Here is a 14,746-nt window from a genome sequence, read left to right on the forward strand (position 1 = left end):
ACCGACTCAAGCGCCAACTTACTCGGGCTCTGGTGAGGACGCCAGCCCGGCGCTCGCGAGAGCGTCCCTTTCCCACGAGCGCGCCCTGGGCGCGTGATCTTCTCGCCCGAAACTGACGCCCTCGGCGGCAGGGGTGGTGGTCACCGCGCGCTCCCACGGTGCTGGGATCGGAAAGTAGTGCTCCAGAAAGTCGGTGACGGCGCGCGTGCGCTCCTCAACCGTCAACTCCGGTTTGCTGCCGTCGTTCAGGCAGAACATGTCGTGATCGCGGCGCCGCAGCAGCTTGTCCATCTGGCGCAGCGCCATCCGCAGTGTCGTTTCGATGTAGCCGACCCGGGCCTGAGTCTGCACGACCGCGCGCCCGGTCATCAGAGCGTAGTAGTGATAGAACGAATTCGTCACAGAGATGTCGGTCGCCGAACGGAACGCATTGCCGGCGGTGTGGGCGAACTCGTCCGCGAACTCGGCTTCGAGTTCGGCCATGACGCTGCGTCGCAACGGCACCGCGCAATGTTCCAAATGCCGCGTCGTGACTCGGCCGAAGCGTTCTCGCAAGAGGCGCCGGTTCACCCGTGCGGCGTTCTCGAAACCGCTGCGGCTCGGGTCACTCTCACCAAGGCCGATGCGGGTCGGCCCCTCCACGAATTTCGTGATGCCGCCCGGCGAGAAAAACAATTCCGGCCCGACCGGTCGCCCGAAGAACATATCGTCGTTCGAATACAAGAAGTGCTCGGCCAGCCCCGCGATATGGTGCAACTGGCTCTCCACAGCGTGCGAGTTGTGTGTCGGCAGCACGCTCGGGTCCGCGAAAAACTCCTCGCTGCGCACAATCGTGACCCGCGGATGCTCCGCCAGCCACTCCGGTCGCGGAGAATCCGTCGCGATGAAAATGCGCCGCACCCACGGTGCGAACATGTATATGCTGCGAAGCGCATATTTCAGCTCGTCGATTTGCCGGAAGCGGGCATCCGAATCGTCGCCGTCTCCGACCACATAGCTCTGCATGCGAGCGGCGCGCTCACGCTGAAACTCGAGCGACGACCCGTCGACCCAGGAGAAGACCAGGTCGATGTCGAAGTTCACGTCACCGGCGAGCGGCGCGAACATGCTGCGCAGTGTCGGCCAACTGCGCCCGAACAGCGTCACGGTGTCCTCAACCGCTTCGGACCGCGGAAGCCGCGTGCGCATCAACGCATTGGGCCGCGGTGCGACAATCTCGTCTTCGCCGAAGCGCCACAATTCGAGTTGGACTGCCGTCTCCGGGCCGTAGCGCAGGCGGCCGATCGGTTCGATCCGCGGCCGGTACAGCCTGAAAACGGATGCCTTGCGCTTGGGTGACAAGGAACCATCCGCGAGCAACACCGGGTCGCCAGCGACGCGATCATGCGCTGCGGTGCCCTGCGTGGCCGAGTAGAACGGCTCATCATGGAATGCGGCGGCGAACGCTGCGGCCAACTCTTTGCGCCGGCGGCGTTCGACAGCGATGACGGGGCGATCGTGATCACCCCGAACGAGCAGGAATTCGATGCCGGCGGCATCCAACGCCTTGCGCACCGCCAAGAGATCTTCGATCATTGACTGGCATGGAGTCAGATGACCGTTCAGCAGCGTGTGCTCACCGTTACGCACAACGATGTCATCGCGCAGAAATCGAGCAGGACGATACCCCGATGTCACGAGCACCGGCTCGGTTTGCGCGGCACCATCCGGCATCAGATCATCACCCACCATGTCGCCCCTTGTCGAATCGTCCCGCCCTGCTTCGTGCATCCGGGGCTCTCCAGACCCGGTCGCGAGGCGAGCGGTGGAACACGAAGGCGCACCCCATTCTACGGACTTCGACCTGATGATTTCGCCGCGCGTCAACCGACAATGCCTCAACTCGCGATGACTGCACAATCCACGTACTCTGAATCTCGAGCACCAGAGTTGGTGCCCGGTGAGGGGGCCGAGGTGAGGTCACGATTTCCCGTCAGCGTTGAGTTGTTGCGCGAAGAAGCGCGCGATGAACTCGAGGCCGCCGTCGAGCATCGAGCCCGAGGCGGCGAAGACCCGTGGGACTTTCTGCCCGAGTTCCCGACCGTCGACGAGCAGGTCGTTCTGGCCTTGCGTGCGGAAACGATTCAGTGGCACGAACTCGGCGAGCAGCGTGCCCGCGCTTACCACCCTGCGGCCGGCGGCCGCGGGGCGTCAGAGTTCGAGTATCAGCTTCTGCGGCGCATCGCACTGGACCACCCGGCCTTGACGCCCACAATCTGGGGCATGCTCGGCAAGCTGAACCGCGCGGCCTGAACCGGGCAGCCTGAACCGGGCTGCGTGAACCGGGCAGCCTGAACTGGGCAGCCTGATCCGGGCCACCTGAACCGGGCAGCGGTCAGCCGGCAAGCAGGGTGGCGAGTTCGCCGGCATCGGTGGTCGGCAGTCGGCAGACGAAGTCGCGACAATAGTATCCGGTCGCGCGCCCGTCCACGGCGGTGCGTGCCTCGAACAGCTCGAACCCCGCGCGTGCGAAGGCGGATGCCTGCTGCTGCGTCACGACGGCCGTCACGTCGGCAGTCGTGGTGCGCCTGGCGAGGTCTGCCAGCTCCTCAGACGCCGCGTCCGCGCGCCGCTGCCCCGCGCGTTGTTCCTGATCTCGTTGTTCCGGATCTCGCTGTCCCGGATCTCGCTGTCCCGGATCTCGCTGCCTGGGATCGGCCGTTTCGTTGCCGTCCGACGTCACGACGACGAGCTGAATCGGATCATGCGCGAGGCCACGCATGAGGTCGAGCGTGGCGCCGAAGGACAAGGGCGACGCGAGCGCAGAGCCGGCGACGATGCGCATGGCGGAGGCGGCAGCATCCTCGTAGTGTCGCTGCCCGGTAAGCAAGAAAAGTTGATGCGCAGCTGATGCGGTGGCGGACAGCCCGGACGGGTAGGCGCCCTCTGAGGGATCCACAGCGATAGCGAGCCCGCGGGCAACGAGCACGGGGTCTGCGCCGCCGGGCGCGGCGAACGGGGCGCTCGCATCGGTGAATTGCGCAATCGCGCCGATGGCGGCCGCGGCAGCGATTGTCGACTCCACGATGTCGCGCGCGGCCGTGGCGTAGCGGCTTTCACCGGTCGCGAGCGCGAGGTCGATGAGCCCGCCGGCGAGCATGCCGTAGTCCTCGAGCGTGGCGGATGCCTCCGACACGCGTTCACCGAGCGAGGCCCGGAGCAGTGCGCCTTCCGGTCCGCGATGGCGGGCAAGCAGGGTGTCCGCGGTCTCTCGTGCTGCGCGGACCCAATTCGGCTGATCCAGAAGCGCGCCGGCGTGTGCCAGTGCTCCGATCGCGAGCCCGTTCCAACCGGTGAGCACCTTCTTATCCAGCGCCGGCGGGCTCTGCTGGGCCCGTGCGGTCGCATCAAGCAGGTAGTACTCACCTTCGACGCGTTCTCCGTCGACCGTGCTCTCCGAGTCCTGAGCCGATGCGAAACCGCCGGTCGGCAGCCGCATCACCTCGAGCAGGAAACGAGCGATGCCGTCGGCGATGACTGCAGAATCTTGGGTATCCGCATCCGCGTCCGAATCCGCCGCGCCTGCGGTGCCCGCTGCAGCGGTATCCGCATAGAGTCGCAGCAGTTGCGCGTTGTCGTAGAGCATCCGTTCGTAATGCGGAACGCTCCAATCGCGCTGCGTCGCGTAGCGGAAGAATCCGCCCTCGATCGGGTCGCGCAACGGTGAAGCGGCCATCTTCGCCAGCGCACGCATGGCGCTTGGCGCTCCGGCCGGCTGTCGCAGCAGGAAGCCGAGTGCCGGCGCGATCGGAAACTTCGGTGCCGCGCCAAACCCGCCGTAGAGCTGATCTTCGTGCTCCGCCAACGTTGCTGCGGCCGCATCCAACGCCTGCGCATCGGGGAGTTCCGTTGCGACGGTCGGCGTGGCTGAGGCGAGCGCATCCGTCACCAGGGTTGCAGTCTGCAGGACCTCGTCGCGGCGGTTCGTCCACGCGTCGGACACCGCGTCAAGCACTTGCCGGAACGACGACTGCCCACGCCGGGGCTGGGGCGGAAAGTAGGTGCCCGCGAAGAACACGTGGCCTTCGGGCGTCGCGAAGATCGACAGCGGCCAGCCGAGATTCTGCGAGAACGCGCTTGCGGCGGCGAGATAGCCGGCATCGACATCCGGATGCTCCTCCCTGTCGACCTTGACGGCCACGAACCGCGCGTTCAACTCATCCGCGAGCTCCGGATCGCTGAAGCTCTCGCGCGCCATTACATGGCACCAGTGGCAGGTGGAGTAGCCGATCGAAATGAACAAGGGAACGTCGCGACGGCGCGCCTGCGCAAACGCGTCCTCCCCCCACGGATACCAATCGACCGGGTTGTCGGCGTGCGCACGAAGGTAGGGGCTGATCGCATCGGCAAGTCGGTTGGTCATGCTCTCAGGGTATGCGCTTCGCCGCTGCGCCGGGTCAGGATGCCGCGGCACGACTTGAAGCGCCCTTCAGAGTTTCTGGAGCGCAAAGCGCAGAGCGGACCGGGGTAGCGCGCACTTCGCGCACCACAATCTCGCGCATTGCATGATTCCAGTGGTCGCGTCGGGAGCAAACGCGAGCGCAAGGACTGTGTGCGGCTAGTGCCCGAGCGCGAGCGCGACGACTGCGTGCGCCTACTGCCCCAGCAGCGACCGCTCGATCGACTCGGCCTCTGCCACGTTGACCCGGATCAGTGGAATCGCGCGGGCGACGGCCAGATCGATGCGCTCGTGCAGGTCCAGGCTCGTGACCGCGTGACTGGTGAAGTCCGAGTCGTTGGCGTACACGCCGATTGGCAGCGTGAGCGCCTGGAAGAAGCCGAATAGCGGCCGGAACTGGTGCTCGATGATCAACGCGTGCCGGTCGCTGCCGCCGGTCGCAGCCAACAGCACCGGCGTGTCGACGAGGGCATACTGGCCGACGAAGTCAAACAGGTGCTTGAACAAACCCGTGAACGATGCGCGATAGACCGGACTGGCGACGACGAGCAGGTCGGCGCTCTCGATGCGCTGCAGTTCGTCCTCGACGGATGCCGGCAGCTGGTCACGCCGAAGCGCTCCAGCGAATTCCGGGCCGATGTCGTTCACCTGAATGATGTGCGCTTCGATCGACAACTCACGCCCGAAGGCTGCGAGGATTTCGCGCACGAGCGCAGTCGTCTTAGACGGCGCGTGCAGGCTGCCGGAAACGGCGACGACTTTGAGCGGGCGTGCAGTGGTGGATTCGGCCATGTCTCGACGCTAGGCGGCATCACGCGCCCACGCCAGCGCGCCCGCAACACAACGTAAGACTTGCGTCACGTGCTGATCGGTTCACCGCAGCCCGGTTCGCAATGAACGCGGCGGTCAAATGAAAGACGCGATCAGGGTTGTCCGGATCCACTGCGGCAGCATCCATACCGTGCGCGCAGCGCGGGACTGCACAACCCGGGAATGCACAACCCGGCGCCCCGGTTCTCTCACACATGAGCGTCGTGGCAGCCACCTACCAAACGCATGCGGACCCGCTGTCTGCGCGTCCTCCGGCTGTGCCCGGCACCGTGGACGATCTCGAACGTTTTCTCGCTCGGCTGGAATGGACGCTGCTCGACTTTCGGCGTGCAGAACTGGCCGCGTCGCGCACGATCATCATCGCGGGCAACGGCGTGCGATTCCATTACGTCGTCTCGGGTACGGTCGAGGTGACCGGTGCAGGCGAGCCCATCGTGCTGGCCGGCGGCGACTTCCTGCTGCTACCACGGGTCGGAACGTATCAAGTTCGCGCGTGCGGTGCCGCGGTCATCGCATCCGGCGGGTTGGGTTTGGTCTCGACCGCCGCGCATCCGCTCATTGCTGCGCTGCCTGAAGTGCTCGTCGCATGCGGGTTGTTCCTGCGCGAGCCTCACATCGCCTCTCTTGCCGACGGACTGTCACGGGAGTTCGGCGAGGTGCGGCCAGGCATGGCGGTGATGGGCAGCCGCATTGCAACGATCATCGCGTCTGCGGCCGTGCGCGCGTGGGTCGAAAACGGGTGCGCACCCGATCAGTGGCTGGTGAGCGTACAGGATCCGTACATCGCGCGAGCCATCGCGGCCATGCACAGCAACCCAGGCGAGCGCTGGACCGTCGCGAGCCTCGCAGGCATCGCGCGCACGTCACGTTCCGTGTTCGCCGAGCGATTCCGGATGCTTGTCGGCGACTCTCCCGCACGCTATCTGGCGAGCCTGCGCATGGAGCGCGGTAAAGAGCTTCTGTCCCGCGACCACGTGAGCGTGGCCGAGGCCGCGCTGCGGCTCGGTTACGGTTCTGAGGCCGCGTTCAGCCGCGCGTTCCGGCGGCACAGCGGTGCGAGCCCGGCCGCGTGGCGCAGGCAATCAGCTGCACAGCTCGCGCTGCAGCCCGCATCGTAAGGCCGGCACCGCCCCTCATCCACGCTGGCGCGAGAAGCCGAGCACGACTCCGCCGAGCACGGCGGCGATTCCACCGATGATGAATGTATCGGTCACTCCTGCGCCGTCGACGAGCAACCCTCCGATCGCCGCGCCGAGCGTGATGGCCAGCTGAAATCCAGAAACAACGAGGCCGCCGGCCGCCTCCATCCGGTCGGGTTCTACCCGCGCAGCCCAGGTTTGCATCGTCGTGGGTATGCCGCCGAACGCGAAGCCCCACACGACGGCCGCCGCGAAAGCAATCGGCACGACACTCGGCAGGAGCGCGAAGGTGATGACCGCTGCACCGAGCAGGAGCGGCAACCCGACGAGAGCGAGGCGCAGCCAGCGGTCTGCCACAATGCCGGCGGCGATGTTGCCGAAGAATCCACCGACTCCGAACACCGCAAGCAGTAGGGCAAGCCCTCCGGCGTTCAGTCCCGGGATCTCGCCTGCACCCAATCGGATGTACGTGAAACTGTTGAAGTGCCCTCCGACCAGCAAGACGATTCCGACCAAGCCCATGATCATCACTGGGGAAGAAAGTGTGTCGAGGAGTGTGCGCGGCCCGGACACTTCGGCTGGCGCGATCCGCGGTAACGAAACGACCTGAGCGACCGCCGCAATGAGGGTCAACCCCGCCGTCAGCAGAAACACGGTGCGCCAGTCCCACAGCGAGCCCAGATAGGCACCGAGGGGCACTGCGGCGACAGTAGCGACGGAAACCCCGGTGTTGACGACCATCATCGCCCGCCCGAGGCGCGCCGGCGGGACGAGCTGTGCAGCTACTGCAAGCGCCATCGACCAGAACCCGGCAATGGCGACGCCCAGAAGCAGGCGGGCAACCACCAGCAACCAGAACGCCGGAGCGAGCGCGACGAGCACATTGGAGACCGTAGCCAGCACGGCCAAGCCGACCAGCAGCATCCGTCGGTCGAGCCGCGGGAACAGGGGTCCGATCGCCGGCCCAGCGAAGATGCCGACAAGTGCCGTCGCTGTGACGGCCTGACCGGCGGTTCCTTCGCTGATCCCCAACCCGGATGCGATCGGCGAGAGCAGGCTGGCCGGCAGGAATTCGCTCGTCACGAGAGCGAATACGCCGATCATGAGTGCAACGACGCCCAGCCATGACGCCCCGGATTGACGGGCACCCGGGCCGGTCGCACCGGAGCCTGGCTCGCTGACCGACCTCGTGACTGGTTCGCTGGCTGGCCCGGTGATCGTTGCGATCGAGTCAGTTGTCATCTCTTCAGGTTGCTCCACGTTGCCAGCCCGCACTTGACGCATCCGATTGCTGACATGATCGTTCGTCCGATTCTTGCGCTCGCGAACGAACCTGCCGAACTGGTTCAGAGCGAGCTAGTTCACCGCGAGCGGATGCGATCCGCCTCGCCCCGCCTCGCCGCGGTCCAGCGCTGCGATCGTGACCAGTTCGGCATCCGTCAGCTCGAAATCGAAGATGTCGAAGTTCTCAGCCATGCGCCCACGATTGTTTGACTTCGGAATGGCAACGGTGCCGAGTTGGATGTGCCAACGCAGAATCGTCTGCGCGACGGACTTGCCGTGGGCATCCGCAATCGCCTTCAGTTCGGGTGACTGGTTGATCTTGCCCTGCCCCAGAGGCCCCCACGCCTCGGTCGCGATGCCGTGATTCAGGTCGAAGCCGCGCAGTTCAGCCTGCTGAAAGTCCACATGCAGTTCGACCTGGTTGACGGCGAGCGTCACACCGGTCTCGTCGATGATCCGTTCCAGGTGCGGCACCATGAAGTTGGAGACGCCGATCGCCTTCGCCCTGCCAGACTGTGCGATCTCGATGAGCGCCCTCCAGGCCTGCACGAACGTGTCCCGCTCTGGCATCGGCCAGTGGATCAGGTACAGATCGACGCTCTCGAGCCCGAGCTTGTCCAGGCTGGTCTGGAAGGCACTCGCCGCGTTCGACTGGTCGCTGTTCTGCAATTTGGCCGTGATGAACAGCTCACCCCGAGCGATTCCGGATGCCGCGAGCGCGTCGCCGACGCCGCTCTCGTTGTTGTATCCCGCGGCCGTGTCGATGTGCCGGTAGCCGACCGCGAGCGCGTCGGAGACAACGCGCTGCGTCTCGGCGGGGTCGACGCGGAAGACGCCGAAGCCGAGCTGCGGAATGTGCGTGCCGTTGTTGAGCGCCATCGTGGGAACTGCGGTCGAAGAAGTCATGCCTCCAGCCTAGGCCGACCGAAAGTAGCGCCGGTCGAGTAAGGAGCGCTAGCGACTGTATCGAGACCCCGCGAGCCGACCTGCAGAGGTCCCGATACGCCTGCTCGCCCTTCGGCCCCGCTCAGGGACCGAAAGCTCGCGGGCAAGACGACCGACGATACCGGTGGTCGAGTAAGGAGCGCTAGCGACTGTATCGAGACCCCGCGAGCCGATCTGCAGAGGTCCCGATACGTCTGCTCGCCGCTCCGCTCAGGGACCGAAAGCTCGCGGGCTAGACGACCGACGATACCGGTGGTCGAGTAAGGAGCGCCAGCGACTGTATCGAGACCCCGCGAGCCGATCTGCAGAGGTCCCGATACGCGTGCTCGCCCTTCGGCTTCGCTCAGGGACCGAAAGCTCGCGGGCTACCCTTCGAGACGGTCGCGGGCGGCCTCCTCAGGGCATCGCTCGACCGGCGGACTGACTACACGTTGTATTGTGCGACGAGTTCGCGCTTGAGCACTTTGCCGCTCGGCCCGATCGGCAGCGTCTCAACGATCTCGATGCGGCGAGGGTACTTGTACGCTGCGACGTGCTCCTGCACGAACGCGATCAGTTCATCGGCCGTCGCCTCCGAGCCCGGCATCAGCGTGACCGCTGCCATGATTTCCTGGCCGTGCGTCTCGTGCCTGACACCGAACACCGCGACCATCGACACGCTCGGATGCGTTGACAGTACTTCCTCGACCTCGCGCGGATACACGTTGTAGCCGTTGCGCAGGATCATGTCCTTCTTGCGGTCGACGATGGTGATGTAGTCGTCGTCGCTCTTCGTGCCGAGGTCGCCGGTGCGGAACCAGCCATCGACCATTGCCTCGGCATCCGCGTCGGGCCGGTTGAGATAACCCTTCATCAGGTTGTGCCCTCGGATGACGATCTCGCCGAGCTCCTCACGCGGCAGGAGGCGGATGCTCCCCTCGAGTTCGGCATCCGCGATCTCGACGTCGACGCCCCAGATCGGCTGGCCGACGGTGCCCGGACGGGTCGGTACGCCGCGATGGTTGAAGGTGGCGACCGGGGAGGTCTCGGTCAGTCCATATCCTTCGTGCACGACGATGCCGTAGACCTCCTTCATGCGCTCGATCACGGCAAGCGGGATCGCCGAACCACCGGAGAGCCCATAACGCAGCGGCGGTCGTTCGGGGTTGGCCTTTGCCGCCTCGAGCAAGCCGATGTACATGGTGGGCACGCCCGTCATGATCGTGCACTTGTGCTTGTTCAGCAAGGCCAGAGCGGATGCCCCGTCGAATTTCGGCAGGAGCACGACCGCGAGCCCGACCCGGAAGCCGATGTTCATGACGCAGGTCTGGCCGAAGGTGTGGAACAGTGGCAGGCAACCGAGAACGCGGTCTTCCGGCGTCAGGTCGATTGTGCCGATCAACATGGTGTTGACCTGCTCGACGAGTGCGAAGTGGCAGCCTTCGGCGCCTTTCGGCTTGCCTGTGGTGCCGCTGGTGTACAGAATCGTGGCGGTGTCGAGTGGATCGCGCGGCACATACGTGTCGATCGGCGTCGCAGTACGCGCCGCATCTTCGAGGCGCGGAACGGGAACTTGCTCAAGCATCTCGTCGGGGACCAGCACGCTCAGTGCCGGCACGCCGGCCATCGCCGCGCCCTTCGCGCCCTCGCCGAGCAGCGGCGCGGCACAGATCAGCAGTTTTGAGCCGCTGTCCTTCAGCACGTAGTCGATCTCTTCGGCCTTCAACAAGGCGTGGATCGGCACGACGATGGCACCCAGCGAGAGAATTGCGAAGTACGCGCGCGGAAAGTCCGGAACGTTCGGAATGAGCACGGCGACGGCATCCCCGGGCCCGATACCGCGTTCGCGCAGCGCTCCGGCATACGCCCGGGTCTCATCCCAGAGGGTGCGGTAGTCGATCTGCTGTTCGCCGAAGATCAGCGCGATGTTGTCGGGAAGGCGATGTGCCGTTTCGGCAAGAATCGATGCAACCGACATGGTGGCGAAACCGTGACTGGACATGGGGTTCTCCGTCTTCATTGACTCGAACAACTGACTCGAAAGAGCTGACTCGAACGATCCTCGGGTTCGGGATCGATAAGACCTACGTTACAGCGCCAGATCGCTCGGCGACCAACCTCCAGCTTTGGTCGGCGAGGGTCGGAACCGCACTAACGACCTGCACTTCAGAACGAACGCACGGAACGGGAAAATCGAGTCCGGGCTACGCTCATGGAATGAGCCTCGGGCGACTACACACGCTCGCCTGATATCGACCAGAAGGAGAAGCATTCATGACGAAAAGCGCCGTCTACACCGAGAACGCACCGCAACCGGCCGGCCCATACAGTCAAGGCATCGAGGTGAACGGATTCCTCTACACGGCCGGGTTCGGCCCACAGGACCCTGCAGCCGATGGAGCCGTCGCCGACACCGTGGCCGAGCAGACCCGGCAGGTGCTGCGCAACGTGCATGCGGTGCTGGCCGAACGCGGGCTCAGTATGGACGACTGCGTCAAGACGACGGTGCACCTGGCCGACCTGGCGGACTTTGCAGAGTTCAACAGCGCCTACGAGGAGTTCTTCACGAAGCCCTACCCGGTGCGCACCACCGTCGGGTCCCAGCTCGCGGGAATCCGGGTCGAGATCGACGTCGTCGCGGCCATCCCGGCAGGGAACTGAGCGGGGCGTAGAGGGCAGGTCGTACGAGGCTGGCTTTCGGGTAGTGGTTCGGGCATCCGCTCGGGCCGCTACCCGAGTTCTCGGGCTAATACCCGAGTTCTCGGGCTGCTACCCGAGTTCTCGGGAAATCGCCGCGGCCGTCCCCTGCATCAGCGGAACGTGGGGCAGAAGCTGTTCAAGGTTCTGCACCATGCGGATCGCCGTGATCGAGAGAGCGCCGACCACGTGCGAGGACACCATGATGGGCACGGCCACACAGTTAATGAAGTCTTCGAACTCGCCACGATCCGCAGCCCAGCCTTGCTCAGCGACCGTGCGCAGTTCGACGGCGAGTGCCGCTGGAGTTGTAATCGTTGAGTCTGTGTATTTCTTCCAGTCGCTCCCCGCGAGCACTGCATCACGCTGCGCCGTGCCGAGATAGGCGAGAATCGCCTTGCCCACGGCGCTGCAGTGCGGGCGCACCGGGGAACCGACCCGCGAGTACATTCGCAAACCGCTGGCGTCTTCAACCTTGTCGACGTAGATGATCGAATCGTCCATGAGCGCCGCCACATGCACTGTATTGCCGACGCGTTCGTGCAGCCTCCGCACGCTGGCAAAGGCCGCCTGGCGCAGATCGAGGCCCTCCAGGGCTGATTGGCCGAGCGCAACCAGGCGGAACGCTAGCGCGTAGGTTCCGTCTTTGCGCCGGCGAACGTAACCGACCTCCTCAAGCGCCTGTAGCTCCCTGAACATCGTCGAGCGGTGCAGCGCGAACTCTTCAGCAAGTTGCGCCACTGACTTCGGCTCGGCCGCAATTGAGTCGACGATGTTCGCCGCCCGCTTCACGCTCTGCGACATTGCTGCACTACCCTTCTGCGCGGCTGCGCTGCGCAACACGCTCGCGCAGTGCCACATTCTCGCGCCGCAGACCGCGACCTGGGGTGCAGGCGCTCAGCACACCGCCGGCAAGCACGGGGATGCCTGCCACCAGCACGTCGTCGATGCCGACGGCATCCTGCATCGGTTCTTCATAGCTGGCCGTGTCGGAGAACGTCAATGGATCGACGACGATGAGATCTGCGACCCAGCCGGGTGCGACCTCGCCACGGCGCCCAAGAGCGAAGCGCGAAGCGGGCGACGCAGCCAAGTGCTGGGCGGCATCCGGCCACGACCACGTGCCCGTCTCACGAACGTACTCGCGCAGGTAGCGTGCGAATGTGCCGCGGCTGCGCGGATGCGGGTGTGCACCGATGAAGATGCCGTCGGAGCCGCCCATGTGCTCAGGATGCGCGAAGATGCGCGCCAGTTCCTCGACAGGGCGTTCGTGCCGCACCGCCATGACGGCATTGACCTGCAGTCGGGAAGCGGCGAGAACGTCCAGCACGAAATCGATGGCGTCGGTGCCCGCTTGGGCCGCGGCATCCGCAACGGTGAGCCCGTGAGCCCAGGAGAGTTCAGGCGCAGCGATGTGGGCGAGCGCGATCATGGCGGGCCAGTCGGGCCCGAGGCTCGCGTTCTGTGCGACTTTCGGGAACCAATCACGACGCAACCGGATGCGTTCGGCAGGCTCGTTGATCGTGTCGACGACTGTGTCGGGGGGCAGCAGCCTCAGTTCCGGTGGCAGCAGCGGCATCGCGAGCAGGGTGCAGCCGCGGATGTACGGGTAGGCGTCGAACGTCGCATCGATGCCGGCACGGTGCAGCACGTCGAGCTGCTCGAGCACGATCGGGGCGTCGGCGTGGAAGTGTGAAACGTGGATAGCTACACCGCACACTCGCGCGATGCGCACGATCTCTTCGACACGTGCAGCAGAATTGGACTCATAGCCGCCGCGCATGTGCGTGACGTAGACGCCGCCGGCCCGTGCGACCGGCTCACAGAGCGCTGCGATCTCGTCGGCGTCGGCGAAGATGCCGGGTACGTAGTCGAGGCCGGTTGAGAGACCGACGGCGCCGTCGCGCATCCCTTGCTCGACGAGGGAAGCCATGGCTTCACGCTGGGCCGGGCGTGCCGGTGCGCTTGAGCGCCCGCAGACCTCCCAGCGCACCGTTCCCGCCGGAACGAGATACGCGGCGTTCAGTCGGGAGCGCCCGTCGACCGCCGCGAGGAGCTCTGCAACGCCACCGCCGGAATAGGTCGGATGCGCCCCGTTGATAGCCGCGAAATAGTCGGATGCGTATGCACCGTCACCGGGCGCGTAGGAGACACCATCTTGACCTGTGATCACACTGGTCACGCCCTGCTTGAGAAGGGAGCGCTGCACGTCATCGTCGGCCAGCAGGCCGTCAGCGTGCGAGTGTGCGTCGACGAACCCGGGCAGCACGAAGCGGCCACGGCAGTCGATGATGTGGTCGTCGGACCGGGCGACGACATGGCCGACCTCGGCAATGGTGTCGCCATCGACCGCGACATCAGCACGTCGCATTCCGGTGGGGTCGACAACGGTTCCCCCGAACAGCACTATTCGCACGTTCTGATCCTCTCACATGTGCAACTATTGCAACGCGAATTGCAGCTAGCACACAATGTGCGCATAGTTGGGCTGTGCCCGTTCAGACAATCCCTCGCGTGATCACCATCGGCGAAACGATGGCCCTGGTCGCCCCGGCGAGCGCCGAGTCGTTGGCCACTGCGCACGAGCTGCGCCTACACGCCGGCGGTGCGGAATCGAACGTGGCGTCCCATCTTGCTCACGTCGGCATCGCAACCGCCTGGGTAAGCGCCCTGGGTGACGACGTGCTCGGGCATCGCATTTGCCGATTCGTCGGGGGTCACGGCGTCGACATGCGCTGGGTCACATTCGATCGAAGTGCACCCACCGGCGTGTACTTCAAGGATCCCGGACACGGCGTGCTTTACTATCGCCGGGGGTCGGCGGCATCCGGAATGAACGCGGATACGGTCGCGAGCATCCCCGTCGAAAGCGCCGAAGTCGTCCATTTGTCTGGAATCACGCCGGCGCTGTCAGAGAGTTGTGCCGCGCTGGTCGACGCGGTGTTCGAACGAGTTGCGGGAGCTGGTACCGTCCTGAGCTTCGACGTGAACTACCGGCCGGCGCTTTGGGCGGATGGCGCTGCTGCCGCCCCGCTGCTCTCGCTGGCCAACCGGGCCGACCTCGTGTTCGTGGGGCTCGACGAGGCGCATGCCCTGTGGGGCTGCGACACCGCAGACGACGTGCGCGGGCTGCTCCCGCATCCCGACCGACTCGTCGTCAAAGACGGCAGCGTCGGCGCCACGGAGTTCGCGGACGGCAGCAGCGTCTTTGCGCCGGCGATTCCAACGGATGTCGTCGAAGCGGTGGGTGCAGGCGACGCTTTCGCGGCTGGGTATCTCGCAAGCCTGCTGCGCGGCGAGGCTGCGATGGACCGGCTGCAGTCCGGGCACAAGCGCGCCCGCCTGGTGCTGCTTTCAACGAGCGACTTCATCAGCGAATCAACAGCAGGCGAACCAACGACAGGCGAACCAACGACAGGGAAGGTCTAGTACC

At 65.4% G+C, this 14,746-nt stretch carries 12 protein-coding genes; 4 read left to right on the forward strand and 8 right to left on the reverse strand.

Annotated features, from left to right (window positions below):
- Nucleotides 1-18: 18 nt before the first annotated feature.
- Nucleotides 19-1,731: a stealth family protein gene (locus QU604_RS16425; RefSeq protein ID WP_308465691.1), complete on the reverse strand. Its 1,713-nt coding sequence runs from the start codon at nt 1,729-1,731 to the stop codon at nt 19-21.
- Between the two features lie 222 nt (nt 1,732-1,953).
- Between QU604_RS16425 and QU604_RS16430 the strand changes: the two genes are divergently transcribed.
- Nucleotides 1,954-2,292 carry a hypothetical protein gene (locus QU604_RS16430; RefSeq protein ID WP_308465692.1) on the forward strand — a complete coding sequence of 113 codons (339 nt, stop codon included), beginning with the start codon at nt 1,954-1,956 and terminating at the stop codon, nt 2,290-2,292.
- Nucleotides 2,293-2,374: 82 nt separating this feature from the next.
- Here QU604_RS16430 and QU604_RS16435 read toward each other — a convergent pair whose 3' ends face one another.
- Both QU604_RS16435 and msuE read right to left on the reverse strand, forming a co-directional pair.
- Nucleotides 2,375-4,402 carry a thioredoxin domain-containing protein gene (locus tag QU604_RS16435; RefSeq protein ID WP_308465693.1) on the reverse strand — a complete coding sequence of 676 codons (2,028 nt, stop codon included), beginning with the start codon at nt 4,400-4,402 and terminating at the stop codon, nt 2,375-2,377.
- A 231-nt stretch (nt 4,403-4,633) separates the two neighbouring features.
- Entirely contained in the window at nt 4,634-5,230 is a 597-nt protein-coding gene (gene msuE, locus QU604_RS16440; protein WP_308465694.1) for an FMN reductase, read from the reverse strand.
- A gap of 233 nt (nt 5,231-5,463) precedes the next feature.
- On the opposite strand from msuE, the gene QU604_RS16445 reads away from it, so the two are divergent.
- Complete coding sequence (locus QU604_RS16445; protein ID WP_308465695.1) at nt 5,464-6,387, forward strand: AraC family transcriptional regulator; 924 nt, start codon at nt 5,464-5,466, stop codon at nt 6,385-6,387.
- A 15-nt stretch (nt 6,388-6,402) separates the two neighbouring features.
- Here QU604_RS16445 and QU604_RS16450 read toward each other — a convergent pair whose 3' ends face one another.
- The 3 genes from QU604_RS16450 to QU604_RS16460 form a co-directional block, all read right to left on the reverse strand.
- Entirely contained in the window at nt 6,403-7,650 is a 1,248-nt protein-coding gene (locus QU604_RS16450; protein WP_308465696.1) for an MFS transporter, read from the reverse strand.
- A 114-nt stretch (nt 7,651-7,764) separates the two neighbouring features.
- Complete coding sequence (locus tag QU604_RS16455) at nt 7,765-8,598, reverse strand: aldo/keto reductase (RefSeq protein WP_308465697.1); 834 nt, start codon at nt 8,596-8,598, stop codon at nt 7,765-7,767.
- A gap of 463 nt (nt 8,599-9,061) precedes the next feature.
- Nucleotides 9,062-10,618, reverse strand: coding sequence for a long-chain-fatty-acid--CoA ligase (locus QU604_RS16460; RefSeq protein ID WP_308465698.1), 1,557 nt, complete (start codon nt 10,616-10,618; stop codon nt 9,062-9,064).
- Between the two features lie 272 nt (nt 10,619-10,890).
- On the opposite strand from QU604_RS16460, the gene QU604_RS16465 reads away from it, so the two are divergent.
- Nucleotides 10,891-11,277, forward strand: a complete 387-nt coding sequence (locus QU604_RS16465; RefSeq protein WP_308465699.1) for a RidA family protein — start codon at nt 10,891-10,893, stop codon at nt 11,275-11,277.
- 108 nt (nt 11,278-11,385) lie between these two features.
- Here QU604_RS16465 and QU604_RS16470 read toward each other — a convergent pair whose 3' ends face one another.
- On the reverse strand, nt 11,386-12,117 hold the full coding sequence (locus tag QU604_RS16470; RefSeq protein WP_308465700.1) for an IclR family transcriptional regulator: 732 nt from the start codon (nt 12,115-12,117) through the stop codon (nt 11,386-11,388).
- Nucleotides 12,118-12,124: 7 nt separating this feature from the next.
- Nucleotides 12,125-13,729, reverse strand: coding sequence for an N-acyl-D-amino-acid deacylase family protein (locus QU604_RS16475; protein ID WP_308465701.1), 1,605 nt, complete (start codon nt 13,727-13,729; stop codon nt 12,125-12,127).
- 74 nt (nt 13,730-13,803) lie between these two features.
- On the opposite strand from QU604_RS16475, the gene QU604_RS16480 reads away from it, so the two are divergent.
- Nucleotides 13,804-14,742, forward strand: coding sequence for a sugar kinase (locus QU604_RS16480; RefSeq protein ID WP_308465702.1), 939 nt, complete (start codon nt 13,804-13,806; stop codon nt 14,740-14,742).
- Nucleotides 14,743-14,746 lie beyond the last annotated feature (4 nt).

Source organism: Rathayibacter sp. SW19 (genome assembly GCF_030866825.1).
Taxonomy (GTDB): domain Bacteria; phylum Actinomycetota; class Actinomycetes; order Actinomycetales; family Microbacteriaceae; genus Rathayibacter_A; species Rathayibacter_A soli.

Bases quoted from the DNA above. Each gene is read 5' to 3' on its own strand.
- QU604_RS16425 (WP_308465691.1), bottom strand. From the start codon at position 1,731: ATGGTGGGTGATGATCTGATGCCGGATGGTGCCGCGCAAACCGAGCCG.
- QU604_RS16435 (WP_308465693.1), bottom strand. From the start codon at position 4,402: ATGACCAACCGACTTGCCGATGCGATCAGCCCCTACCTTCGTGCGCAC.
- msuE (WP_308465694.1), bottom strand. From the start codon at position 5,230: ATGGCCGAATCCACCACTGCACGCCCGCTCAAAGTCGTCGCCGTTTCC.
- QU604_RS16445 (WP_308465695.1), top strand. From the start codon at position 5,464: ATGAGCGTCGTGGCAGCCACCTACCAAACGCATGCGGACCCGCTGTCT.
- QU604_RS16450 (WP_308465696.1), bottom strand. From the start codon at position 7,650: ATGACAACTGACTCGATCGCAACGATCACCGGGCCAGCCAGCGAACCA.
- QU604_RS16455 (WP_308465697.1), bottom strand. From the start codon at position 8,598: ATGACTTCTTCGACCGCAGTTCCCACGATGGCGCTCAACAACGGCACG.
- QU604_RS16460 (WP_308465698.1), bottom strand. From the start codon at position 10,618: ATGTCCAGTCACGGTTTCGCCACCATGTCGGTTGCATCGATTCTTGCC.
- QU604_RS16465 (WP_308465699.1), top strand. From the start codon at position 10,891: ATGACGAAAAGCGCCGTCTACACCGAGAACGCACCGCAACCGGCCGGC.
- QU604_RS16470 (WP_308465700.1), bottom strand. From the start codon at position 12,117: ATGTCGCAGAGCGTGAAGCGGGCGGCGAACATCGTCGACTCAATTGCG.